Raw genomic sequence first — 24,795 nt, forward strand, 5'->3', positions numbered from 1 at the left:
AGTACGCGAGAGGGCCGGTACCCACAGGTACCGGCCCTCTCGCGTACTCGGGTGGGCTCAGAGTTCGCGCTGACCGCCCCGCCAGACGGCGGCGGTCAGCGGGACGCCCGGGCGGTAGGCCAGGTGGACGTGGGAGGGGGCGTCCAGCAGCAGCAGGTCGGCGCGGGCGCCGACGGTGATGCGGCCGACGTCCGTACGCCGCAGGGCCTGGGCGCCGCCGGCGGTGGCGGCGTGCACCGCTTCGTCCGGGGTCATGCCCATCTCGCGGACGGCGACGGCGACGCAGAAGGCCATCGAGCTGGTGAAGCTGGAGCCCGGGTTGCAGTCGGTGGAGAGCGCGACGGTGGCGCCCGCATCGAGCAGGCGGCGTGCGTCCGGGTAGGGGGCGCGGGTGGAGAACTCCGCGCCGGGGAGCAGCGTGGCGACGGTGTCGCCGCTCGCCAGCGCGGACACGTCGGCGTCCGTGAGGTGGGTGCAGTGGTCGGCCGAGGCCGCGCCCAGCTCGACGGCGAGCTGTACGCCCGGCCCGTACGAGAGCTGGTTGGCGTGCACCCGGGGGATCAGCCCGCGCTTGGCCCCTGCGGTCAGGATCGCGCGGGCCTGGTCGCCGTCGAAGGCGCCGTTCTCGCAGAAGACGTCCACCCAGCGGGCGTGCGGGGCGCAGGCGTCCAGCATCTCGCCGGTCACCAGATCGACGTAGCCGGCCGGGTCGTCCGCGTACTCGGGGGCGACCACGTGGGCGCCCAGGTACGTGGTCTCGGGGGTGTGGGCGGCGGCGATCCGCAGCGCGCGGGCCTCGTCGGCGACGGTCAGGCCGTAGCCGGACTTGCACTCGATCGTGGTGGTGCCCTGGCGCAGCGCCTCGTTGACGAAGCGGGTCAGGTTGGCGTCGAGCTCGGCGTCGGTCGCGGCGCGGGTGGCGGCGACGGTCGTCCGGATGCCTCCGGCGGTGTACGCCTGGCCGGACATCCGGGCGTTGAACTCGGCGGTACGGTCGCCGGCGAAGACCAGGTGGGCATGCGAGTCGACGAAGCCGGGGAGCAGGGAACGGCCCTCGGCGTCGAACTGCTCGTCGGTGGCGGGAGCGGCGGCGGCCGCGCCGACCCAGGCGATCGTGCCGTTCTCGACCACCACGGCGGCGTCCTGGACGAGACCGAGCAGCCCGCTGCCCTGGGCGGGGTCGTTGGTGACCAGGCTGCCGAGGTTGGTGAGGAGGAGGCTCACTGAGCGCCTTTCGTTACAGCGGGTAGTGCGGCGGAGGTTCGTTTCGGGTGCGGCATCGGGGTCTTCCGGTTTCGCGCAGGCAGTTCATCGAACAGAGCCCCGCGCCCCTGAAAAACTCCCCCCGCGCCCTTAGTACTGGAGGGCGGTGATGGAGTCGCGGAGCGCCTTGGGTACGTCCGGGACGAGTTGGTGGGTGCCGTCGCGGACGATGTGGCGGCCGCCGACCACCACGTGGCGGACGTCGGCGGCCGAGGCGGCGAAGACCGCCGTCTCCGCGCCTAGGGCCGGGCGGGGGCCGGCCGTGCGGACGGAGTCGAGGGCCACCACGGTGAAGTCGGCCAGTGATCCGGCTTCGATCCGGCCGGCTTCGGGCAGGCCGAGGGAGGCGTGGCCGTCCTCGGCGCCCGCCCGGAGCAGCGCGTTCGCCGTCCAGTGGCCGCGGGTGCGGGTCCGCAGGCGCTCGTCCAGTTCCAGTGCCCGCGTCTCCTCGAAGGGGTCGATCACCGCGTGGCTGTCGCTGCCGAGCGTGATCGGGCAGCCCGAGTTGGCCAGCTGCCGGGCGGGGCCGATGCCGTCCGCGAGGTCGCGTTCGGTGGTGGGGCACATGCAGATGTTGGTGGAGGAGTCCGAGAGCAGCCGGATGTCCTCGTCCGTCAGGTGCGTCGCGTGGACGGCCGACGTACGGGGGCCGAGCACGCCGTGGTCGGCGAGCAGCCTGGTCGGGGTGACGCCGTGGGCGGTGAGGCAGGCGTCGTTCTCGGCGGTCTGCTCGGAGAGGTGGACGTGCAACGGGGCCTTCGCCATCGCCGCCCAGTGGGCGACGGTGCTCAGCTGCTCGGCGGGCACGGCACGGACGGAGTGGATCGCCGCGCCGATCCGGGCATGCTCGGTCGGCTTGAGCTCGGAGACCCGCTCCGCCCAGGCGTCCGCGTCGCCGTCACTGAACCGCAGCTGCGGCTTGGTCACCTCGGCGCCGAAGCCGGCGGAGAGGTAGCAGGTGTCCAGCAGGGTGATCCGGATGCCCGCTCGCCCGGCCGCCTCGATCAGGGCGTGGCCCATCGCGTTGGGGTCGCTGTAGCGGCCGCCGCCGGGGGCGTGGTGCAGGTAGTGGAACTCGCCCACGTTGGTGATGCCGGCCAGTGCCATCTCGGCGTAGACGGCGGTGGCGAGCGCCAGGTAACTGTCCGGGTCGAGGGCTCCGGCGAAGCGGTACATGGTGTCCCGCCAGGTCCAGAAGGTCCCGGAGCCGACCTGGACGTTTCCGCGCAGGGCGCGGTGGAAGGCGTGCGAGTGGGCGTTCGCCTGGCCGGGCAGCAGCAGGCCGTTCAGCCGGACCGCGCCGGCCGGGCAGGGTCCGCTGTCCGGGGTGACGTCGGCGATCGTGCCGCCGGGGCCGACCGTGATCAGTACGTCCCGTTCAACCACCGGGCCGCCTGTGTGCGGCAGCCAGGCGTGCTCCGCCCAGTACGACGGGTACGGCGTCTCTACTCGCATGCGAGGTCCTCCAGTACGTCGGCGAGCGCCGTCACACCCGTCAGGCAGTCGGTCTCCTCGGCGTACTCCGCCGGGGAGTGCGAGATCCCGCTCGGGTTCCGCACGAAGAGCATGGCGGTCGGGATCACCGAGGCCAGGATGCCCGCGTCGTGCCCGGCGCCGGTCGGCAGCACGGGCACGCCGCCCAGTCGCTTGGCGAGCCGGTCGCGCAGCGGGACGTCGAAGTCGACGACGGGCGTGTACGACTCCCGGGTCAGCTCGACCCGGACGCCGTCCCGCTCGCCGCGCTCGTACGCGGCCTGCCGGATCTCCTCGACCACGTACTCGAGCGTCGCTTCGTCGGCCGCCCGGGAGTCCAGCCAGCCCCGGATCAGCGAGGCGATCGCGTTGGTGCCGTTGGGCTCGACGGCGACCTTGCCGAAGGTCGCCAGGGCGCCGGCCAGCTGCGCCTTCGTCCGGGCGGCGAGCACCGTCTCGGCGTAGGTGAGCATCGGGTCGCGGCGGTCCTCGACGCGGGTGGTGCCCGCGTGGTTGGCCTCGCCGTGGAAGTCGAAGCGCCAGCGGCCGTGCGGCCAGATCGCGCTGGCCACGCCGACGGGGTGCTCCTCGGTCAGGTAGCGGCCCTGCTCGACGTGCAGCTCGACGAAGGCGCCGATCCGGGCGAGCCGGTCGTCGTCCGCGCCGATCGCGGCGGGGTCGTAGCCGGCCGTCTCCATCGCGTCGGGCAGCCGGACGCCGTCGGCGTCGCGCAGCTCGTACGCCTGCTCGCGGCCGAGCACGCCGGCCGTCAGGCGGGAGCCGATGCAGGCCACACCGAACCGGGCGCCCTCCTCGTCACCGAAGTTGACGATGGCCAGCGGCTTGTCGAACTCGGCACCGCGCGAACGGAGTTCGTCCAGCGCGGCGAAGGAGGAGACCACGCCGAGCGGGCCGTCGTAGGCGCCGCCGTCCGGGACGGAGTCCAGGTGCGAGCCGGTGACGACCGCGCCGGGGCCCTGCGGGTCGCCGAGCCAGGCCCACTGGTTGCCGTTACGGTCCAGCTCGTACGTCAGGCCGCGCGAGCGGGCCTGCTCCTCGAACCAGGCGCGGCACTCGGCGTCGGCGGAGTTCCAGGCGAAGCGGCGGTAACCGCCGGATGCGGCGGAGCGGCCCACGGGGAGCAGCTCCGACCACATCCGGCGGAAGGAGTCCTCGGTCACAGCTCGCCCATCGGGATGCGCACCCCACGCTCGTCGGCGACCTCGGACGCGCGGTCGTAGCCCGCGTCGACGTGCCGGATGACGCCCATGCCGGGGTCGTTGGTGAGCACCCGGCGGATCTTCTCGCCCGCCAGCGCGGTGCCGTCGGCGACCGTGACCTGACCGGCGTGGATCGAGCGGCCGATGCCGACGCCGCCGCCGTGGTGGATCGAGACCCAGGACGCGCCGGAGGCGACGTTGACCATGGCGTTGAGCAGCGGCCAGTCGGCGATCGCGTCGGAGCCGTCGAGCATCGCCTCGGTCTCACGGTACGGCGAGGCCACCGAACCGCAGTCCAGGTGGTCACGGCCGATCACGATCGGCGCGGACAGCTCGCCGGAGGCGACCATGTCGTTGAAGCGCTCGCCGGCCTTGTCGCGCTCGCCGTAACCGAGCCAGCAGATGCGCGCCGGCAGGCCCTGGAAGTGCACCTTCTCCTGGGCCATCTTGATCCAGCGGTGCAGCGACTCGTTCTCGGGGAAGAGGTCGAGCACGGCCTTGTCGGTCTTGGCGATGTCCTGCGGGTCGCCGGACAGGGCGGCCCAGCGGAACGGGCCCTTGCCCTCGCAGAACAGCGGCCGGATGTATGCCGGGACGAAGCCGGGGAAGGCGAACGCACGGTCGTAGCCCGCGAGTTGGGCCTCGCCACGGATCGAGTTGCCGTAGTCGAAGACCTCGGCGCCGGCGTCCATGAAGCCGACCATGGCCTCGACGTGCTTGGCCATCGACTCGCGCGAGCGCTGGGTGAACTCGGCCGGCTTGGCGGCCGCGTAGTCCGCCATGTCGTCGAAGTCGACACCGGTCGGCAGGTAGGCCAGCGGGTCGTGGGCGCTGGTCTGGTCGGTGACGATGTCGATCGGGGCATCCATCGACAGCAGCTGCGGGAAGAGGTCGGCGGCGTTGCCGAGCAGGCCGATCGAGAGCGGCTGCTTCCTGTCGCGGGCGTCGGTGGCCAGCTCCAGGGCGTGCGCGAGGCTGGTCGCCTCGACGTCCAGGTAGCGGTGCTCGATCCGGCGGGAGATCCGGGACGGGTCGCAGTCGATACAGATCGCCACGCCGCCGTTCATGGTGACGGCGAGCGGCTGGGCGCCACCCATGCCACCGAGACCGGCGGTGAGGGTGATGGTGCCGGCCAGCGTCCCGTTGAACTTCTTGTTGGCGACGGCGGAGAAGGTCTCGTACGTGCCCTGCAGGATGCCCTGGGTGCCGATGTAGATCCACGAACCGGCGGTCATCTGCCCGTACATGGTGAGCCCGAGCTGCTCCAGGCGGCGGAACTCCTCCCAGTTGGCCCAGTCGCCGACCAGGTTGGAGTTGGCGATCAGCACGCGCGGCGCCCACTCGTGGGTCTGCATCACGCCGACCGGACGGCCGGACTGGACGAGCATCGTCTCGTCCTGCTTGAGCGTCTCCAGCGTCCGCACCATGGCGTCGAACGAACGCCAGTCGCGGGCCGCCTTGCCGGTGCCGCCGTAGACGACCAGCTTGGACGGGTGCTCGGCCACCTCGGGGTCGAGGTTGTTCATGAGCATCCGCAGGGCCGCCTCCTGCTGCCACCCCTGCGTGGTCAGGTTCGTCCCTCGCGCCGCGCGCACCTCGCGCGGACCACTGCCCGCCTGCTGCTGCACCATGCTCCCGGCTCCTTACGGATGGATTCATTCAAGACTGACAAGTCTGAATATATCCAAACAGTCAGCCTTCGGCCAGACCTCGGCCCAGACCTCGGCACTGCACACGACATACGCACAGGTGGAGCGCCCAGGCGGGAGCCACGCCCGGACAGCCACCCGAACAGGGCAGCGGCCGCCCAGGACTGTTCGAAACCTGGCCGTCAGGCGGCCGCATCACCGTCCCAGTCGATGCCGATCTCGGCGAGCCAGCGGCGGTCGTCGACGCCCGGAGCGGCCTCCTCAGCCGGCTGGTCGGCGGGTCGGGGCTGGCGGGGGATCTCCTGGACCGGGCCCAGGCCGTACTTCTCGACGGCGGCGGAGGCGGCCGGGTTCGGCTCGATGACGCCGACGTGGACGGCGCTCTCGTCACCCGGTTCGAGGACGGTGAGCTGCGGATCGGGCGGCCGGCGCAGCGCGATGCGGCGTCCGCAGGTGGGGCAGGACCACTCGTCGGCACCCGTCGCGAGCCTGCCGGTCAGCTTCATCTCATGGATCACACGCATGTTGGACACCCCCGTCCGACCCCGGCGGCGGGGGCCTGCTGATGGGATGCCCGCTAACCGGCCGTCAGCAACCCGGCCAGGCACGAACTACTCCAAGCTGTGTCAATTCCGGGCCGCGCCTGCCCCGGGCCGCGCCACTCCAGGCCCCGCCTACTCGAGGAACAGCCCCCGCGCGGCGGCCGACTGTTCGATCGCCTCCAAGCGGGCCTCGGCGCCCGGGAGTTCGTCGCACATGGCCTGCAGCAGCACCCGGCCGAGCATCATCGGCGCGCACGCGGTGTCGAAGACCAGCCCGGTGCCGACGGCGGCCGGCAGCATCAGGTCGGAGAGCTTGGCGACCGGCGCGAACGCGCTGTCGGCGACGGTCAGAACGGTCAGCCCGCACTGCCGGGCCGCGACCAGTGCGTCCATCAGCTCGCGCGGGTAGCGCGGCAGGGCGAAGCAGAGTACGGCGGTGGCCCCGGCGGCGGCGGCCTGTTCGAGGCGGTCGGCGAGCATGCTGCCACCCTCGTCGAGCAGCCGGATGTCCGGGTGCACCTTGGCCGCGAAGTACGCGAAGCCCGCCGCCTGCGCGGAGGCCGCCCGCAGCCCGAGCACCGGCAGCGGCCGGGAGGCGGCGAGCAGCCTGGCCGCCCGGACGATCGGCTCCGGGTCGGCCAGCAGGTCCGCGAGGTGCCGCAGGTGGGCGATCTCGGCCAGTACCGCCTGCTGGTGCTCGTTACGCACCACGTCGGCGGCGCTCTCCGGCACCCCCTGCTCGCCCGCGCCGAGCTCCCGGAGCTGCTTGCGCAGAGCCGGGTAGCCGTCGAAACCGAGGGCCACGGCGAAGCGGGTGACGGACGGCTGACTGACCCCGGCGAGTTCGGCGACCTCGACGCTGGAGAGGAAGGGCGCCTCGGTGGCGTGCCGGACCAGCGAGTGGGCGATCCGGCGCTGGGTCGGGGTGAGCCGGTGCCCCTCGAACAGCTGGAGCAGCCGGGCGGAGGGGCCGACGGTACCGGTCTCGTCCGTGGCAGTCATCGGTCTCTCCTCCGTGCGGTGGAACTGGGGTGCGCGAACGCGTGCTCAGCGTGCAGCAGGGCAGGCAGGTGGGCAACGACGTCTCGTACGGCGGGACAACGCGGAGCGACCCTGACCGGACCCTGATCTGTCCCTGAGAAGGGCCGCGCCCGATGGGCCGGGACCTCGGGCGACTGGTCCTGAGCGGCGTCGGGCTCACGTACGCAACCGGGTTCTCCCAGGGGCGCGGGGCGCTGCTTCATGAAGCAGCGCCCCGCGCCCCTGTCGCGCTGGCCGTAAGCCGACAGTGCGTCAGGCCAGCGGGCCGGTGACCTGCTGGACGGCGCGCAGCAGGTCACCGGAGGCGACCAGGGCGGCGGCGGCCTCCAGGTCCGGCGAGAGGTAACGGTCCCGGCCGGGACCCTCGACGCCGGCTGCCCGGGCGGCGGCCACGGCGGCGGCGGTGGCGGGGGCCAGCGGGCCGCTGCCGTTGTCGATCCGGATCTCCAGCGCGCGGGCCGAGGCCGTCAGCTCGACGGCGAGGATGCGGCCGAGGTTGTCGACGGCCTGCCGCAGCTTGCGCGCGGCGGACCAGCCCATCGACACGTGGTCCTCCTGCATCGCGGAGGACGGGATCGAGTCCACCGAGGCCGGGACGGCGAGCCGCTTGTTCTCGCTGACCAGGGCGGCCTGGGTGTACTGGGCGATCATCAGACCGGAGTCCACGCCCGGGTCGTCGGCCAGGAAGGCCGGCAGGCCGTGCGAGCGGGCCTTGTCGAGCAGCCGGTCGGTGCGGCGCTCCGAGATCGAGCCGAGGTCGGCGGCCGCGATGGCGAGGAAGTCAAGCACGTACGCGACCGGGGCGCCGTGGAAGTTGCCGTTGGACTCGACCCGGCCGTCCGGGAGGACGACGGGGTTGTCGACCGAGGCGGCCAGCTCGCGGGAGGCGACCAACTCGGCGTGCGCGAGGGTGTCGCGGCCGGCGCCGGCGACCTGCGGGGCGCAGCGGATCGAGTACGCGTCCTGGACGCGCGGCAGGTCGTCCTGGATGTGGCCGGTCAGGCCGGAGTCCTTGAGCACGGCCAGCATGTTGGCGGCGCTGAGGGCCTGGCCCGGGTGCGGGCGGATCGCCGCGTGCAGCTCGGGGGCGAGCACCTTGTCGGTGCCGAGCAGGGCCTCCAGCGACATGGCGGCCGTGATGTCGGCGGTGGTGAACAGGCGGGAGAGGTCCGCGATGGCCATCACCAGCATGCCGAGCATGCCGTCGGTGCCGTTGATGAGGGCCAGGCCCTCCTTCTCCAGCAGCTCGACCGGTGTGATGCCGGCCTCGGCCAGCAGCTCGGCGACCGGGCGCTCGGTGCCGTCCGGGCCGAAGGCGGTGCCCTCGCCCATCAGGGCCAGCGCGCAGTGCGAGAGCGGCGCGAGGTCGCCGGAGCAGCCGAGCGAGCCGAACTCGCGGACGACGGGCGTGATGCCCGCGTTGAGCACGGCGGCCATCGTCTGGGCGACCAGCGGGCGGACGCCCGTACGGCCGGAGGCGAGGGTCTTCATCCGCAGGAACATCAGCGCGCGGACCACCTCGCGCTCGACGACCGGGCCCATGCCGGCGGCGTGCGAGCGGACCAGCGAACGCTGCAGCTGGGCGCGCAGCTCCGGGCTGATGTGGCGGACGGCGAGGGCGCCGAAGCCGGTGGAGACACCGTAAACGGGGCGCGGTTCGGCGGCGAGGGCCTCGATCCGGGCGCGGGCGGTCGCCATCTCGGCGAGCGCGTCCGGTCCGATCTCGACCCGGGCGTTGCCGCGCGCGACGGCGAGCACGTCCTCGGCACTGACATCGGCCTTACCGACCTGGACGAGCGGCGCGTCGGGGTCCACAGCACTGTGCATATCCATATACACAATCACACCAGGTGAATGAAGATATGACAACCTGCTGATGGGGTCGGCCCCTCGGATTAACCAGTCTGCCCCGGCGTGGCGCAGGCTGAGGGGGCGAAATGAGCGGAGGAAGAGGACTGATGGCACGGGCGACGGCGCGACGGCTGGTGGTGCGCCTGGGCGGTGCGGAACGGAGCGCGCGGCCGGATTCGTTGGCGGCCGAGGAGCCGTTGGAGATCCGGGTGGGCGGCGAGGCGCTGACGGTGACGATGCGCACCCCCGGGCACGACTTCGACCTGGTGGCCGGGTTCCTGGTCGGCGAGGGCCTGGTGCACAGCGGCGACGGGCTCGCCGCGCTGCGCTACTGCGCCGGGACGGACGAGGACGGGGCCAACACCTACAACGTGGTCGACGCGACGCTCCGGGGCGGCGGCGCACTGCCGCTGTCGACCCACCGGAACCTGCTGACCACCAGCGCCTGCGGCCTCTGCGGGCGCGACACCGTCGAGGCCGTCCGGACACACGTCCGGTGGCCGGTGGCGGCCGACCCGCTGCGGGTGAGCCCCGAGCTGCTGTACGGCCTGCCGGACCGGCTGCGGGCGGCCCAGCGGACCTTCGAGTCCACCGGCGGGCTGCACGCCGCCGGCCTGTTCGACGCCGCGGGCGAGCTGCTCTGCGCCCGGGAGGACGTCGGGCGGCACAACGCCGTCGACAAGGTGATCGGCTGGGCGCTGCGCGAGGGACGGCTGCCACTGACGGGCCACCTGCTGCTGGTCAGCGGCCGGGCCTCGTTCGAGCTGACCCAGAAGGCCGCGCTGGCGGGCCTCCCGCTGCTGGCCGCCGTCTCGGCGCCGTCCTCGCTCGCGGCCGACCTCGCCGAGGAGCTCGGCCTCACCCTGGTCGGCTTCCTGCGCGGGCAGAGCGCCAACGTCTACACCCGCGCGGACCGGATCGGGTCGGCCTGACCGGTCAGGAGTTGAAGCGGTTCCGGCGGCTCCGGCGGCGGATCAGGAGCACCGCCACGACCACCAGGACGACGACCAGGACGACCGCTCCGATGATCACACCCACGATCCGGCCGAGGAAGCTGGTGCCCGTACTCCGGCCGGTGCGAGTGCCGTAGTGCATGAAGTGCGTGGTCGAGTGCGTGGTCGAGTGCGAATGCGAGCTGGAGTGGGAACTCGAGTGCGAGCTGGAGTGCGAGCCGCCGCTCCGCTCGACGAAGGAGGCTGTCGACACCGAGGCCGACACCGAGGCCGACACCGACGTGCGCGACGCGGCCGACGCCTCCGTGCCGATGGCCGACGTGGCCCCGCCTATGGCCAGCGCCAGAGCGCAGACCACCCCTGCCAGACGTCTTCGCATGTGCCCCACCCTGTTTCCCGACCCGGACCTCGACGGCCGCCACTCTGCCATGGCGCGGGGAGTCCGGAACAGCCCCGGCCGCACCGGTCAGGGCGGTGGGGAGGCCGGGCCGGACAGGGCGACCGCGACCAGCGCCCGGAGCGGGCCCGCGATCTGGCCGAACGGCAGGGTCGCCTCGTCCGCGAAGAGTTCGAGCAGCCAGCCGCCCGCCGGGTTGCCGCCGCCGGCCACCACCATGCCCTTGTACCCGCTGACCACCATCATGGCCTCCTCCGCCGGGTCGTTGCCGGCCGCGCCGGAGCGGAGCGCGAAGGAACCGCCCCGGACCGCGCGGCGGGTCTGCGGGTAGTGGCCGAGGTCGAAGACGGCGTCGGGCGCCTCGATCTGGGCCCGCTGGGTCTCCGCGCCCGTACTGCTCGGGCCGCTGGTCATCCGGTAGACGGCGTGCTGGGCGGTGCGCATCAGCTGGGAACCCGGCGGTACGTACGAGACCCACCAGCCGACCGCGTCCAGCAACCGGGCGGCGGTCTCCGCCACGGTGGCCAGCCGGCCGAGGGTGTCGGCCTGGTGGCCGGCCCGGGCGGCGGTGCTCCGGTCGAGGGCGGACAGCACCACGGTGATCAGTTGCCCGGGGTCGGCGCTGTGGGCGGCGCCCCGGAAGCGACGGCGGTCGCCGGCCCCGACCCGGCCGGGACCGGGCCGGGTGCGGCCGTCGGCGCGGTGGTGCGGGTCGGCCGCGTCGGCGAGCAGCACGGTCGGGTCCGGTGCGTGGCCCGGGCCGTGACTGCGACCGGCCACCACCGGGTGGGCCGCGCGGGCGGCCTTGGCCCGGTACTGGGCCGCGTCGGCGAGCCGGAACAGCCGGTCGGGGGTGGTGACCGGGCCGATCGAGTCCCCCGTCGAGGCGAGGCCGCAGGCGACGCCTTCGCCGTCGGCCAGTTGCAGCGCGCGGGCGCACAGTTCCTCGGCGACCGCGACCACCTCGTCAGCCTTCTGACCCTCCGCCAGCAGACAGAACTCGTCACCGCCGAGCCGGGCCGCCAGGCTGCCGGGGAGCTTCGCGGCGGCCAGCGAGAGCTGGTGGGCGAATCGTTCCAGCAGCCGGTCGCCGACCTCGTGCCCGAGCAGGTCGTTGACCCGCTTGAGCCCGTTGACGTCGCAGACCACCAGGCTGACCACGGTGTTGTCCCGGTTGTGGGCCTGCAATGCGCTCTCCAGGCGGGCGTCGACCGCCCGGCGGTTGGCGAGCCCGGTGAGCGGATCGGTGAAGGCGAGCCGGCGCAGGTCGGCGAGCCGCTCGGTCTGGGCCAGGCCGGCGGAGATCTGGGCGGCGAGCAGCGTCGCGTAGTCGGCGTCCGCTTCGGTGAAGACCGGCAGGCCGACCGTCCGGGCGAGGTAGAGCTCGCCCCACGCCTGGCCGTGCAGGACGATCGGCGCGACCAAGCAGCACGCGCGCCCGCGCCGGCGCAGCCCGGCGGCGCGCTCCCGGCAGAACGCGCCGGCGCCCGGGTGCGCGTGCGGGGCGCTCGGATCACTGGGAGCGGAGTCGTCGGCGGTCTGCACCCAGGCGCGCGGCAGGCGCCGGGTGGTCCAGTGCTCCTCCAGGTACGTCACGATCTCGGGGAAGTCGGCCACCGGATACGACTCGTTCTCCGGCAGCTCCTCCTCACCGGCGGCGAGTTCACCGTGGTTGACCAGGACCCGCAGCCGTCCGGATTCGCGGTCCCAGACCGAGACGGCCGCCATCGTCGCGCCGAGCGCGGAGGTGGCCCGGACGGCGGCGGCCCGGACGGCTTCGAGCGGCGTGAGCGCCCCGGCCATGTCCTGTGCGAGCTCGACCACCGCCTGCAGCCGCAGATCCGTGGCCGACGGCACCTGCAGCCGCTCCGTCATGGTCGCCTCACCGCTCACGGCTCGCCTCATCCCTGGTGCTCCGACCGCCATTCTGGCTCAACATTAGGGCGTTTTGACGCACAATTGCCCGATTTGAGCAACCAAAGCCGCCCGCAGCAGTTGGGTTCAGTCGCTGCGCGTGTGGCGCGACAGCAGCCAGGGCTCGACCAGCCCGAGGCCACGGACCGGGCGCCGCCACATCGGCTGGAGGTGGAAGCGGTGCTGTTCCACACCGTCGACGCGGGTCGGGGCCCGGTCGGCGTCCGCGTCCGCCGCCGAAGGCGGAACCGCGCCGCCCGCCTCCAGCGCGGCGGCGAACTCGCCGTCGACCAGTACGGCGTCCTTGGGCGCGATCGAGGTGAGGCGGCTGGCCAGGTTCACCGTGGTGCCGAAGACGTCGCCCATCCGCGAGGTGACCGCGCCGAAGGCCATCCCGACCCGCAGCTCGGGGATGGACTCCTCCTTGGCGAGCGTCTCCACCAGGGTGAGCGCGATCTCGGCGGCGGTGGCCGGGTCCTCGGAGACGTACAGGATCTCGTCGCCCAGGGTCTTGATCACCCGGCCGCCGTACCCGGCGATCAGGTCGGAGCAGGTGTTCTCGAAGCTCTCGACCAGCTCGCCGAGCTCCTCCTCCTCCAGGCGGCGGGAGAGCCGGGTGAAGCCGACCAGGTCGGCGAAGCCGACGGCGAGGCGGCCACTGGTGATCTCGGTGTCCTCGGCGGCCTGCACGACCCGTCCGGTGACGGCGGCCAGCTGGCGGCGCCAGACGTAGACCAGGAACTGTTCCAGCTCCGGCAGCAGCAGCTCGACCAGCGGGTACGCGACCTCGGCCCTGGTCAGGCCGGGCTCGACGGCCTGGGTGAGGTTGTCGAGGAAGGTGTCCATCTGCCACCCGGCCAGCCGGGCCGTGGTCTGGCCGGTGGACCGGGCCACCTGGATCGCCATCGACTCGCTGAGCAGCCCGGACTCGACCAGCCCGGCGAGCCGGCGCAGGGCGATCACGTCGCCGTCGGTGAGCGCCCGGGACTGGCCGATGTCGGGGAAGCCCATCGCCCGCCAGAACCGGGTGGCCAGCTCCATCGGCACGTCGGCGGCGCGGGCCGCCTGGTAGGGCGTGTACCGGCGCGGCGCGTCGAGGATCAACCGTTCCAGGTCCAGCGCGACCGTCTGGTCCTCCGCCGGTACCGCCTCGTCATCGTTGCCGAACTCGCCTGCCACCGGCCCATCCCCGTGCGGTCGCCGCACTTGCCTCATGTCCAACCTGTCCAGGGGGCGCCCGACCACCGCGCGGGTAGTGGCGCGCCTCACACCGCTGCCAGGTGGAATGTTCGCACGGAATCGCGTAATCCGGGGCATCCGGCCGGGACAACGGCCGATCGGCGGACACCGGGGACGTTTCGGCAGGTCCGGGTCAAACCCCCCCGGGTCGTACGTGTACGACGTCACCGGCCGCCACCGGGTGCCGGGCGCCGTCCGGGGTACGGACCACCAGGCGGCCGTCACCGTCCACGGCGACCGCCTCGCCGGTCAGCTCGCGGTCACCGGGCAGCAGGACGCGGACCGGGCGGCCGAGCGTGGTGCAGCGGGCCGCGTACGCGGGCAGCAGGCCGCTGGCGTGCGGATCGCCCGCAGCGGCGACCCACTCGCCGTACAGCTCCGCGAACGAGCGCAGCAGTGCGCGCAGCAGGGTCTCCCGGTCGGTGACGGCGGCGCCGGCCAGGGCGAGCGAGGCCGCCGTCGGGACGGGCAGCTCGGACTCCCGCAGCGAGACGTTGACGCCGAGGCCCGCGATCACCGCGCCGCCGCTCAGCTCGGTGAGGATGCCGCCGACCTTGCGCTCGGCGCCGTCCACGGTGACCTGTAGGTCGTTGGGCCACTTCAGCCCGATCTCGGTCTCCGACACCCGGCCGAGGGCCGAAGCCGCCGCCACGCCGACCAGGATCGGCAGCCAGCCGTACCGTTCCATCGGCACTCCGGTCGGCCGCAGCAGTACGGAGAGGAAGAGCCCCGAGCGCGCGGGCGCCGTCCACTGCCGCTCCAGCCGCCCGCGCCCGGCACTCTGCGCCTCCGCGACCAGGACGGCCCCCTCGGCCGCGCCCGCCTTGGCGCGGGCGGCGAGGTCGGTGTTGGTGGAGCCGGTCTCGGTCACCACCTCGACCGAGGTCCAGAGGCCGTCCGGGACGACCAGGTCCCGGCTCAGCCGGGCGGCGTCCAGCGGGGGGCGGTCGAGGTCGGTCCACGGGGAGGACCCGGCGTGGCCGAAGCCGCGCAGTCCACTGCGGGGCCGGTCGCCGCGGGGAGCATCGTCGCGCGGAGCTTCGCTGTGGGGCTGCTCGCCGTGGGGCGGGGAGGGCTCGGTCATGCCTCAGAACCTTAGACCGACCGGCAATCGGGGGGCGGCGTCGCAACGCCCGGACTCTCCCCTGGACGGCTTCTCCTCAGTCGCCAATGCTCCGCAGTGGCTCCCTCGTCGGCCCCGCCCGGCCGTAGGCCGCACCATCGTCCCGTAGAACGGTGGTTAACACACTGTGTCGCTGGCCATAACCGGAATCGCTCCGCGCTGGCTACGCTACTCAACGGTAGTTCGTTGCGCCGCCCTGCCCTCACCCCAAGTACAGACAGGTCGCGGCCCATTGATCAGGGAGAGCCACCGGATGACCGAGGCGCCGTACGACCCGCACACCACCGCCGGAAAGCTGGCCGACCTCCGGCGCCGGCTCGACGAGGCGGTGCACTCCGGCTCCTCCGCGGCCGTGCAGAAGCAGCACGCCAAGGGCAAGCTGACGGCCCGTGAGCGGGTCATGGAGCTGATGGACGAGGACTCCTTCGTAGAGTTCGACGAGTTCGCCCGGCACCGGTCCGTCAACTTCGGCCAGGCCGCCAACCGCCCGTACGGCGACGGCGTCGTCACCGGCTACGGCACCGTCGACGGCCGTCAGGTCGCCGTCTTCGCGCAGGACTTCACGGTCTTCGGCGGCTCGCTCGGCGAGGTGTTCGGCGAGAAGATCGTCAAGGTGATGGACTTCGCGCTGAAGACCGGCTGCCCGGTCATCGGCATCAACGACTCCGGCGGCGCGCGGATCCAGGAGGGCGTGGTCTCGCTCGGCCTGTACGGCGAGATCTTCCGCCGGAACGTGCACGCCTCCGGTGTCATCCCGCAGATCTCGTTGATCATGGGCCCGTGCGCGGGCGGCGCGGTGTACTCCCCCGCGATCACCGACTTCGTGGTGATGGCCGACCAGACCTCGCACATGTTCATCACCGGCCCCGACGTGATCAAGACCGTCACCGGCGAGGACGTCGGTATGGAGGAGCTGGGCGGCGCGCGGACGCACAACGCCAAGTCCGGCGTCGCGCACCACCTGGCCGCCGACGAGAAGGAGGCCATCGAGTACGTCAAGAACCTGCTCTCGTACCTGCCCTCCAACAACCTCAGCGAGCCCCCGGCCTTCCCCGAGGAGGCCGACCTGACCATCACCGACGAGGACCTCGAACTCGACACCCTGGTGCCGGACTCGGCGAACCAGCCGTACGACATGCACAAGGTGATCGAGCACATCGTCGACGACGGCGAGTTCCTGGAGACCCAGGCGCTGTACGCGGGCAACATCCTCACCGGCTTCGGCCGGATCGAGGGCCACCCCGTCGGCATCGTCGGCAACCAGCCGATGGACCTGGCCGGCTGCCTGGACATCGCCGCCAGCGAGAAGGCCGCGCGGTTCGTCCGGACCTGCGACAGCTTCAACATCCCCGTCATCACCTTCGTGGACGTGCCCGGCTTCCTGCCCGGCACCGGCCAGGAGTGGGACGGCATCATCCGGCGCGGCGCCAAGCTGATCTACGCCTACGCCGAGGCGACCGTCCCGCTGATCACCGTGATCACCCGCAAGGCGTTCGGCGGCGCGTACGACGTGATGGGCTCCAAGCACCTGGGCGCCGACCTCAACCTCGCCTGGCCGACCGCGCAGATCGCCGTGATGGGCGCGCAGGGCGCGGTGAACATCGTCTACCGCCGCGAACTGGCTCTGGCGGCGGAGGCCGGCGAAGACATTGTCGGCAAGCGCGCCGAACTGCTCGCCGAGTACGAGGACACCCTGCTCAACCCGTACCTGGCCGCCGAGCGCGGGTACGTCGACGCGGTGATCGCGCCCTCCGAGACCCGTCGGCACATCGTGCGCGGGCTGCGGGCGCTGCGTGGCAAGCGCGAGGTGCTGCCGCCCAAGAAGCACGGCAACATCCCCCTGTAATTCCGCCCTGATCTGGGAAGAGGATTGAGCATGACCCCCATTCAGGTGCTGCACGGGCAGCCGACCCCCGAGGAGTTGGCCACCGTCCTGGCGGTGGTCTCAGCCCGGGCCGCCGCCGAGGCCGCAGCTGCGGCCGGTCGCGCGGGCGGCGGCCCGGCCTCCGCATGGAACGACCGGGCCCGGCGGATGCGGCACGCCCCGGCGCCGGGCCCGCACGCCTGGCGGACCTCCGGCTGGGCGGGCTGAGTTGTTCGGGTGCGCGGGGTTCTGCGAGCAGAGCCCCGCGCACCCGAACAACCAGGGCTGCCGGTGGAGCCTCTACCCTTGGCCGCATGACCAACCGCACGCTCGTACTCGCCTCCGGCTCCCCCGCCCGCCTCGGGCTCCTGCGCCAGGCCGGCCTGGATCCGCAGGTGATGGTGAGCGGCGTCGACGAGGACGCGCTGACCGCGCCGACCCCGGGCGAACTCGCCCTGGTGCTGGCCGAGGCCAAGGCCCGGGTGGTCGCCGACGGGCTGGCCGACGGGCAGTTGGTGATCGGCTGCGACTCCGTCCTGGAGCTGGACGGCCAGGCGCTGGGCAAGCCCGCCGACGCCGCCGAGGCGCTGGCCCGCTGGCAGTCGATGCGCGGGCGGGACGGCGTGCTGCGGACCGGCCACTGCGTGATCGACACCGCCACCGGCAAGCAGTCCTCGGCCACCGCCTCCACCACCGTCCGCTTCGGCAACCCCGACGACGCCGAGGTGGCCGCGTACATCGCCACCGGCGAACCCCTGCACGTGGCAGGGGCGTTCACCCTGGACGGGCGCTCGGCGCCGTTCATCGACGGCATCGACGGCGACCCGGGCAACGTCATCGGCCTCTCGCTGCCGCTGCTGCGCCGCCTGCTGGCGGACCTCGGCATCCGGCTGACCGATCTCTGGAGCTGACCCCGGCAAGGGTCCGATTCGGCTGCGGATTCGGACAGATCCGGGCCCGTACATCTGTCGTACCGATCCACCCCCGCCGGCTGCCGGGGTCGATAGGCTGGCGCCGCCGTCGAGTCCGGAAGGAGCGGGGATGACCGACAGCGTGCTCAATGTGCTGCTCGGCCTGGTCGCCAGCGCCATCAGCGCCGGCCTGGGCTGGCTGGCGCAGACCCTGCGCCGCCGACGACGGCTGGGCCGGGTCCAGGAGTTCTTCGGCATGCCCGCCGGTACGCAGTGCCTGCTGGTGGTGAACCACCACACGGCCTCGACGAGTTCGAAGAGCGTGTCACGCAACGACGTGCACGCCCTGATGGAGTTGGCCGCGCTGGTCAAGGAGTGCGGCGCCCGCGCCGACATCGTCGCGCACGACCAGGTACGCCAAGGGCTGGGCGGCCAGGCCGAGTTCTGCCTGGGCGGCCCGGCGAGCAATCAGCGGACGGCCGCGCACCTGGCCTCCTGGCTGCCCGGCGTCGCCTTCGCCGCCGAGCCGGGACGGCCGCACCTGGACACCATCGCGGTCGGTGACGAGAAGTACCGCTTCGAGCTCGACCCCGGGGCGTCCGGCGCCGGAACGTACGTCCTGCTGGCCCGGCTGCATGCCGGACCGGGCAGCCGGCCGGTGTTCCTGATCGCGGGCCAGACCGCGACCGCGAACCACGCGGCCGTCCGCTACCTGACCACCAACCACCGGCAACTCGCCCACCGGCACGACGCCGACGGCACCTTCGCCCTCGTCCTGCGCGTGGTCAACCCGGGGGCGTACGGGCCCGACGTGGTCGAACTCGCCTCCGACATCACCGCGAAGGCGATCGCCCAGCCCGTACCGGTGACCGCGTGAGCCCGCCCGCAGGCCCGGTGTGGCGAAGGCCACGACACCGGTCCGGCGGCTCGAGCCCCCCTCAAGCCGATGCCTGCCGTCGCGCGTAGCGTCTCTACCAGCGGAGCATGCCGCTCTGTGCGCACGTGATCACTGATTCGCGTCACGCTCCGTGTGGGCAAGCTCACCACCTGGGGCTACTCGCCGGTACCACCCCTCCATCCCTAGACTCAACGAGGTTCAAGAAGGGAGCCACAGTGCGCAAGGTGCTCATCGCCAACCGCGGAGAAATCGCCGTCCGCGTCGCCCGGGCCTGCTCGGATGCCGGTATCGCCAGCGTCGCCGTCTACGCCGAGCCGGACCGGGACGCCCTGCACGTCCGCGCGGCCGACGAGGCCTACGCGCTCGGCGGCGACACCCCGGGTACCAGCTACCTGGACATCGCCAAGGTGCTCAAGGCAGCCGCCGACTCGGGTGCGGACGCCGTCCACCCCGGTTACGGCTTCCTGTCCGAGAACGCCGAGTTCGCCCAGGCCGTCATCGACGCGGGCCTGACCTGGATCGGCCCGCCTCCGCAGGCCATCCGCGACCTCGGTGACAAGGTCACCGCCCGGCACGTCGCCCAGCGCGCCGGTGCCCCGCTGGTCGCCGGTACGGCCGACCCGGTCGCCGGGCCGGACGAGGTGCTCGCGTTCGCCCAGGAGCACGGCCTCCCCGTCGCCATCAAGGCGGCGTTCGGCGGTGGCGGTCGTGGCCTCAAGGTCGCCCGCACGCTGGAGGAGATCCCGGAGCTGTTCGAGTCCGCCGTCCGCGAGGCCGTCGCCGCCTTCGGGCGCGGCGAGTGCTTCGTCGAGCAGTACCTCGACAACCCCCGGCACGTCGAGACCCAGTGCCTCGCCGACCAGCACGGCAACGTCGTGGTCGTCTCCACCCGTGACTGCTCGCTGCAGCGCCGCCACCAGAAGCTGGTGGAGGAGGCCCCCGCGCCGTTCCTCACCGACGAGCAGAACGCCGAGCTGTACCGGGCGTCCAAGGCGATCCTCCGCGAGGCGGGTTACGTCGGCGCCGGTACCTGCGAGTTCCTGGTCTCCCAGGACGGGTTGATCTCCTTCCTGGAGGTCAACACCCGCCTCCAGGTCGAGCACCCGGTCTCCGAGGAGGTCACCGGGATCGACCTGGTCCGCGAGATGTTCCGGATCGCCGACGGCGAGGCTCTCGGCTACGACGACCCCGAGGTGCGCGGTCACTCGATCGAGTTCCGGATCAACGGCGAGGACCCGGGTCGCGGCTTCCTGCCCGCCCCCGGCACGGTGACGCTGTTCGCGCCGCCGTCGGGCCCGGGCGTCCGGCTGGACGCGGGTGTCGAGAGCGGCTCGGTCATCGGCCCCGCCTGGGACTCGCTGCTCGCCAAGCTGATCGTCACCGGCGCCACCCGCAAGCAGGCGCTGCAGCGCGCCGCGCGTGCGCTGTCGGAGTTCAAGGTGGAGGGCATGGCCACCGCCATCCCGTTCCACCAGGCGGTCGTCGCCGACCCGGCGTTCGCGCCGGAACTGACGGGCGGCGAAGGCCCGTTCACCGTCTACACCCGGTGGATCGAGACCGAGTTCAACAACACCATCCCCGCCTTCACCGGCTCGGGCGGCGACGGCGACGAGCCGGACCAGCGCGAGACCGTGGTGGTCGAGGTCGGCGGCAAGCGGATCGAGGTCTCGCTGCCCTCGTCCCTGGGTGTCTCCTCCGCTCCGGCGGCGGGCGCCTCGGCAGGCGGCAAGACCAAGCGCCGGGTCGGCGCCAAGAAGTCCGGCCCTGCCGCGAGCGGTGACACCCTGGCCTCCCCGATGCAGGGCACCATCGTCAAGGTCGCCGTCGAGGAGGGCCAGGTCGTCGCCGAGGGCGAGCTGATCGTCGTCCTGGAGGCGATGAAGATGGAGCAGCCGCTCAACGCCCACAAGGCCGGCACCATCGTCGGCCTCAAGGCCGAGGTCGGCGCCAGCGTCACCAGCGGCGCGGCCCTCTGCGAGATCAAGGACTGACCTTCCGGGGCCAGTTGCACTATCCAGGGGCGCGGGGCTCTGCTTAATTAACTGCCTGCGCGAAACCGGAAGACTCCGGACCTGAACTGGACAGCTCCGAACAAGAGGCACCCCGAAGCGCTCATGCGCAGCGGGGTGCCTCTTGCTGCAAGCAGAAGCTCAGCGCACGCGCTCCGCGAGGCGGGTCGGCGGGAGCTGTCCGGGGCGGCGCTGGCCCGGGAGGGGGGCTCCACCGGGGGGTGGGGCCGTCCGCCGCTGGGTGGCGGGGCTCTGGGGGGGCTGGTGGGCCGGGGGCTCGGCGGTGAGCCCGAGCGGGGCGATGACGATCTGCACGCCGCAGTCCGCCAGCAAGTCCAGCTCGCGGGCCGTCGGATCGGCGGCGGCGGCGTGCTCGTCCGTCACCAGACGGGTGATCCCGTCGGTCGGGACGGTCTGGAACATGGTGTCCGCGCCGAGCTTGGTGTGGTCGGCGAGGACGATGACCTCGGCAGCCGACTGCACCAGTGCCCGGTCCACACTCGCGGAGAGCATGTTGGTGGTGGAGAGGCCGCGCTCGGCCGTCAGTCCACTACCGGAGATGAAGGCCTTGGTGACCCGCAGCCCGTGCAGCGACTGCTCGGCGCCGCTGCCCACCAGGGCGTAGTTGGAGCCGCGCAGGGTGCCGCCCGTCATCACCACCTCCACCCGGTTGGCGTGGGCCAGGGCCTGGGCGACCAGCAGTGAGTTGGTGACCACCGTCAGCCCGGGGATCCGGGCCAGGCGGCGGGCCAGCTCCTGGGTGGTCGTCCCGGCGCCGACCACGACGGCATCCCCCTCCTCGACCAGCCCGGCCGCCAGATCGGCGATCGCGCTCTTCTCGGCCGCGGCGAGATGGGTCTTCTGCGGGTAACCCGGCTCCCGGCTGAAGCCGCCGGGGAGCACCGCGCCGCCGTGCCGGCGGTCGAGCAGCCCTTCGGCCTCCAGGGCCCGGACGTCTCGGCGTACGGTGACTTCGGAGGTCTGGACGACGCGGGCCAGCTCACGGAGCGAAACGGCTCCGTTGGCGCGCACCATCTCGAGGATCAACTGGCGACGTTCTGCTGCAAACACAGAACCGACGGTAACCTGAATGACCGTCTGCTTTCAGGCGTTTGCAGCTGGTTACGGGAAATGCTCACCTTGGACCAGCGCGCGACCGTACAATACGCGCCGTCAGCAAGGGGCGCTACGCCCCGCCGTGCGGGTGAACCGGCCGGGAACGACAGAGGCGGCCACCCGATGGGCGACCGCCTCAACTCTGTTTCGCAGCTCAGGAATCCGCGCCGTCCCGCTTACGGATGTGGAGCTGACGGGCGGCCTCGGCGGTGGAGCCGGAGACGGACGGGTAGACCGTGAACGCGCTGGCCACCTGTTCGACCGTCAAGTTGTTGTCCACCGCGAGCGAGATCGAGTGGATGAGCTCGCTGGCCCGGGGGGCGACCACCACGCCGCCGACCACGATGCCGGTGCCGGGACGGCAGAACAGCTTCACGAAGCCGTCCCGGATGCCCTGCATCTTGGCGCGCGGGTTGCCGCGCAGCGGGAGCTTCACCTCGACGGCGTCCATCTTCCCGCACGAGACGTCGGCGGCCGTGTAGCCGACCGTGGCGATCTCGGGGTCGGTGAAGACGTTGGAGGAGACGGTCTTGAGGTTGAGCGGCTGCACCGCGTCACCGAGCGCGTGGTACATCGCGATCCGGCCCTGCATGGCCGCCACCGAGGCGAGCATGAAGACGCCGGTGCAGTCTCCGGCGGCGTAGACGCCAGGGGCACTCGTCCGGGAGACCCGGTCGACCTGCACCTGACCCCAGTCGTTCAGCCGTACCCCGGCCTCCTCCAGGCCCATGTCGGCGGTGTTCGGGATCGAGCCGACGGCCATCAGGCAGTGCGTCCCGCTTATCACCTGACCGTCGGCGAGGGTGACCTCGACCCGGTCGCCGACGCGCTTGGCGCCCTCGGCCCGGGAGCGGCTCATCACGTTCATGCCCCGGCGGCGGAAGACCTCCTCCAGCACCTCGGCGGCGTCCGGGTCCTCGCCGGGGAGCACCCGGTCGCGGGACGAGACCAGGGTGACCTTGGAGCCGAGTGCCTGGTACGCACCGGCGAACTCGGCGCCGGTCACGCCGGAGCCGACCACGATCAGCTCGGCCGGCAGCTCGTCCAGGTCGTAGACCTGCGTCCAGGTGAGGATGCGCTCGCCGTCCGGCTGGGCGTCGGGCACCTCGCGCGGGTGGGCACCGGTGGCGATCAGCACGGCGTCGGCGCGCAGCAACTCGGTCGTACCGTCGGGGGCGTCGACGAGCACCTCGCGGGAGCCGTCCGCAGCCTGGCCACCGGAGCCGAGCCGGCCCTTGCCGCGCAGGATCGTCACCCCGGCGCGGGTGACGGACTGGGTGATGTCGTGCGACTGGGCGATCGCCAGCCGCTTGACCCGGCGGTTGACCTTGCCGAGGTCGACACCGACCACCCGGGCCGATCCCCCGTCGGAGGGCCTGTCGTCGCGGACGGTGATTCCCAGCTCCTCGTACGAGCTGTCGAAGGTGGTCATCACCTCCGCAGTGGCGATCAGCGTCTTGGACGGCACGCAGTCCGTCAGCACCGCCGATCCACCCAGACCGTCGCGGTCGACAACGGTCACCTCCGCGCCGAGCTGAGCAGCGACGAGCGCTGCCTCATAGCCGCCGGGTCCGCCACCGATGATCACGATCCGAGTCACGTGCACCATTGTCCCGCACGCCGGTGGCCGCGCCACGCCGGGGGCTCCGGTAGGCAGGTCGAAGTATCCGGGTCCGGCCGAATGTGACGATGGCCACTCCCCGGGGCTTCCGGCGCCAGGGTCTCCCGTAGGCTGACGCCATGCCCCTCTACGCCGCGTACGCCACCAATCTCGACGCCCGGCAGATGAGCCGACGCGCCCCGCACTCACCCCTGCGAGGCACCGGCTGGCTGGACGGCTGGCGGCTCACCTTCGGCGGTGAACACCTCGGCTGGGAGGGCTCGCTGGCGACGGTGGTCGAGGACGAGAAGGAGCAGGTCTTCGTCTCGCTCTACGACGTCGCGCCGATGGACGAGGAGGGGCTCGACCGGTGGGAGGGCGTGCAGCTCGGCATCTACCGGAAGACCAAGCTGCGGGCGCACACCCTGGACGGCGACATCCAGGTCTGGACGTACGTGCTGAACGACTACGAGGGCGGACTGCCCGCCGCGCGCTACCTGGGGCTGATCGCGGACGCCGCCGAGAGCGCGGGCGCGCCTCACGACTACGTGCTTGACCTGCGGCATCGTCCCTGCTGACGACCGGACGCCTAGCGGCAGGACGGCGCCGAGGGCCATCGTAGGTCCCTCCAAAGGGGTGGGGCGGAAACCGGCCCTTTCCTGTCGTTATGGGTCAACCGGGTAACGATCCGGCATGGCTTGGGTGGTTTGTTCTACGCGCGTAGGCGATTGCCGTCTATCCTCGGCGATGTGAACGCATCTCCTCAGTCGGTCGTCTCCTCCGACCCCTACGCCGCCGCCCAGGCCGCCGCCGCGCGCCTCCGTGAACTGACCGGTGCCGAGCGCCACGACGTCGCCCTGGTGATGGGCTCCGGCTGGGTGCCGGCCGCCGACGCACTCGGCGAGACCGTGGCCGAGTTCCCCGTCACCGACCTGCCGGGCTTCCCCGCCCCCGCCGTGGCCGGCCACTCCGGCAAGATCCGGTCCGTCCGGATCGGCGACAAGCGCGCGCTGATCTTCCTCGGCCGCAACCACTACTACGAGGGCCACGGCGTGGCCACCGTGGTGCACGGCGTCCGGACCGCCGCCGCCGCCGGGTGCGACGTCATCGTCCTCACCAACGGCTGTGGCGGCCTCCGCCAGGGCTGGGTGCCCGGCCAGCCGGTCCTGATCAGTGACCACATCAACCTGACGGCGGACTCGCCGATCGTCGGCGCCAACTTCGTCGACCTGACGGACCTGTACTCGCCGCGCCTGCGCCAGCTGTGCCGCGAGGTCGACCCGTCGCTCGACGAGGCCGTGTACGTCCAGTTCCGCGGCCCGCACTACGAGACCCCGGCCGAGGTCAACATGGCCCGGGTGATAGGCGGCGAGCTGGTCGGCATGTCCACCACGCTGGAGGCCATCGCCGCACGCGAGGCCGGCAGCGAGGTGCTCGGCATCTCACTGGTCACCAACCTGGCCGCCGGGATGACCGGCGAGCCGCTCAACCACGCCGAGGTGCTGGAGGCCGGCAAGGCCAGCGCCGAGCGGATGGGCGCGCTGCTGGCGAAGGTCCTTGAGCGGATCTGACGCTCTGCTGACGCAGAATCAGTAGATGGTGATCGGAAGTCGGTAGCCGGGGGTCGGGGGGGGGGGTCTGGATGTTACAAAAAAAAAAAAAGAGAAGATAAGAACAGCCGCCCCGCCCCCCGCGGTGGGGCCCACCCCCCCCCCCCCCAACAGCACCAGCC

Annotated in this window: 20 protein-coding genes and 1 pseudogene; 8 read left to right on the forward strand and 13 right to left on the reverse strand. The window is 72.3% G+C overall.

The features are described 5' to 3' along the window. Window positions 1-57: 57 nt before the first annotated feature. The 7 genes from hutI to hutH form a co-directional block, all read right to left on the reverse strand. Window positions 58-1,224 (reverse strand): imidazolonepropionase, encoded by a 1,167-nt coding sequence (gene hutI, locus P3T29_RS28715; protein ID WP_280719588.1) that lies wholly within the window; start codon window positions 1,222-1,224, stop codon window positions 58-60. A gap of 129 nt (window positions 1,225-1,353) precedes the next feature. Next, entirely contained in the window at window positions 1,354-2,718 is a 1,365-nt protein-coding gene (locus P3T29_RS28720) for a formimidoylglutamate deiminase (RefSeq protein WP_280719589.1), read from the reverse strand. Beyond that, the gene (locus tag P3T29_RS28725; RefSeq protein WP_280719608.1) at window positions 2,709-3,893 is read right to left on the reverse strand and encodes an allantoate amidohydrolase; all 1,185 of its coding nucleotides are present in this window, start codon (window positions 3,891-3,893) and stop codon (window positions 2,709-2,711) included. The genes P3T29_RS28720 and P3T29_RS28725 overlap by 10 nt, the downstream gene beginning before the upstream one ends. 20 nt (window positions 3,894-3,913) lie before the next feature. Then, a complete protein-coding gene (gene hutU, locus P3T29_RS28730) occupies window positions 3,914-5,587 on the reverse strand; it encodes a urocanate hydratase (RefSeq protein ID WP_280719590.1) in 1,674 nt (557 codons plus the stop codon). Between the two features lie 200 nt (window positions 5,588-5,787). Next, entirely contained in the window at window positions 5,788-6,129 is a 342-nt protein-coding gene (locus P3T29_RS28735) for a hypothetical protein (RefSeq protein ID WP_280719591.1), read from the reverse strand. A gap of 150 nt (window positions 6,130-6,279) precedes the next feature. Beyond that, window positions 6,280-7,149, reverse strand: a complete 870-nt coding sequence (locus tag P3T29_RS28740; RefSeq protein WP_280719592.1) for a MurR/RpiR family transcriptional regulator — start codon at window positions 7,147-7,149, stop codon at window positions 6,280-6,282. A gap of 291 nt (window positions 7,150-7,440) precedes the next feature. Continuing rightward, window positions 7,441-9,021, reverse strand: coding sequence for a histidine ammonia-lyase (hutH, locus tag P3T29_RS28745; protein ID WP_280719593.1), 1,581 nt, complete (start codon window positions 9,019-9,021; stop codon window positions 7,441-7,443). Window positions 9,022-9,146: 125 nt separating this feature from the next. On the opposite strand from hutH, the gene fdhD reads away from it, so the two are divergent. Next, window positions 9,147-9,971 carry a formate dehydrogenase accessory sulfurtransferase FdhD gene (gene fdhD, locus P3T29_RS28750; protein ID WP_280719594.1) on the forward strand — a complete coding sequence of 275 codons (825 nt, stop codon included), beginning with the start codon at window positions 9,147-9,149 and terminating at the stop codon, window positions 9,969-9,971. 4 nt (window positions 9,972-9,975) lie between these two features. Here the strand turns inward: fdhD and P3T29_RS28755 are convergent, their stop codons facing one another. The 4 genes and pseudogenes from P3T29_RS28755 to P3T29_RS28770 form a co-directional block, all read right to left on the reverse strand. Continuing rightward, window positions 9,976-10,371 (reverse strand): hypothetical protein, encoded by a 396-nt coding sequence (locus P3T29_RS28755; protein WP_280719595.1) that lies wholly within the window; start codon window positions 10,369-10,371, stop codon window positions 9,976-9,978. Between the two features lie 786 nt (window positions 10,372-11,157). Further along, window positions 11,158-12,264 (reverse strand): annotated as a pseudogene (locus P3T29_RS28760) (sensor domain-containing diguanylate cyclase); the annotation flags it as partial. A 126-nt stretch (window positions 12,265-12,390) separates the two neighbouring features. Beyond that, window positions 12,391-13,482, reverse strand: a complete 1,092-nt coding sequence (locus P3T29_RS28765; RefSeq protein ID WP_280719596.1) for an adenylate/guanylate cyclase domain-containing protein — start codon at window positions 13,480-13,482, stop codon at window positions 12,391-12,393. 193 nt (window positions 13,483-13,675) lie between these two features. Next, complete coding sequence (locus P3T29_RS28770; RefSeq protein WP_280719597.1) at window positions 13,676-14,626, reverse strand: biotin--[acetyl-CoA-carboxylase] ligase; 951 nt, start codon at window positions 14,624-14,626, stop codon at window positions 13,676-13,678. A 292-nt stretch (window positions 14,627-14,918) separates the two neighbouring features. Between P3T29_RS28770 and P3T29_RS28775 the strand changes: the two genes are divergently transcribed. The 5 genes from P3T29_RS28775 to P3T29_RS28795 all read left to right on the forward strand — a co-directional run bounded on the left by P3T29_RS28775 (window position 14,919) and on the right by P3T29_RS28795 (window position 20,329). Further along, window positions 14,919-16,511, forward strand: coding sequence for an acyl-CoA carboxylase subunit beta (locus P3T29_RS28775; protein WP_280719598.1), 1,593 nt, complete (start codon window positions 14,919-14,921; stop codon window positions 16,509-16,511). A gap of 30 nt (window positions 16,512-16,541) precedes the next feature. After that, complete coding sequence (locus tag P3T29_RS28780) at window positions 16,542-16,757, forward strand: acyl-CoA carboxylase subunit epsilon (RefSeq protein WP_280719599.1); 216 nt, start codon at window positions 16,542-16,544, stop codon at window positions 16,755-16,757. Window positions 16,758-16,843: 86 nt separating this feature from the next. After that, window positions 16,844-17,440 (forward strand): nucleoside triphosphate pyrophosphatase, encoded by a 597-nt coding sequence (locus P3T29_RS28785; protein ID WP_280719600.1) that lies wholly within the window; start codon window positions 16,844-16,846, stop codon window positions 17,438-17,440. Window positions 17,441-17,570: 130 nt separating this feature from the next. Continuing rightward, entirely contained in the window at window positions 17,571-18,317 is a 747-nt protein-coding gene (locus P3T29_RS28790) for a hypothetical protein (RefSeq protein ID WP_280719601.1), read from the forward strand. 236 nt (window positions 18,318-18,553) lie between these two features. Further along, window positions 18,554-20,329: a biotin carboxylase N-terminal domain-containing protein gene (locus P3T29_RS28795; RefSeq protein WP_280719602.1), complete on the forward strand. Its 1,776-nt coding sequence runs from the start codon at window positions 18,554-18,556 to the stop codon at window positions 20,327-20,329. 159 nt (window positions 20,330-20,488) lie between these two features. Here P3T29_RS28795 and P3T29_RS28800 read toward each other — a convergent pair whose 3' ends face one another. Both P3T29_RS28800 and P3T29_RS28805 read right to left on the reverse strand, forming a co-directional pair. Further along, window positions 20,489-21,418, reverse strand: a complete 930-nt coding sequence (locus P3T29_RS28800) for a DeoR/GlpR family DNA-binding transcription regulator (RefSeq protein ID WP_280719603.1) — start codon at window positions 21,416-21,418, stop codon at window positions 20,489-20,491. Between the two features lie 199 nt (window positions 21,419-21,617). Next, on the reverse strand, window positions 21,618-23,072 hold the full coding sequence (locus P3T29_RS28805) for an NAD(P)H-quinone dehydrogenase (RefSeq protein ID WP_280719604.1): 1,455 nt from the start codon (window positions 23,070-23,072) through the stop codon (window positions 21,618-21,620). A 131-nt stretch (window positions 23,073-23,203) separates the two neighbouring features. Here P3T29_RS28805 and P3T29_RS28810 point away from each other — a divergent pair, with 131 nt between their 5' ends. Together P3T29_RS28810 and P3T29_RS28815 are read left to right on the forward strand one after the other, a co-directional pair. Continuing rightward, window positions 23,204-23,641 carry a gamma-glutamylcyclotransferase gene (locus tag P3T29_RS28810; RefSeq protein ID WP_280719605.1) on the forward strand — a complete coding sequence of 146 codons (438 nt, stop codon included), beginning with the start codon at window positions 23,204-23,206 and terminating at the stop codon, window positions 23,639-23,641. Window positions 23,642-23,812: 171 nt separating this feature from the next. Next, the gene (locus P3T29_RS28815) at window positions 23,813-24,634 is read left to right on the forward strand and encodes a purine-nucleoside phosphorylase (RefSeq protein WP_280719606.1); all 822 of its coding nucleotides are present in this window, start codon (window positions 23,813-23,815) and stop codon (window positions 24,632-24,634) included. Window positions 24,635-24,795: the final 161 nt, after the last annotated feature.

Origin of the sequence: Kitasatospora sp. MAP5-34 (genome assembly GCF_029894335.1) — a bacterium.
In the GTDB taxonomy this organism is placed as follows: Bacteria; Actinomycetota; Actinomycetes; order Streptomycetales; family Streptomycetaceae; genus Kitasatospora.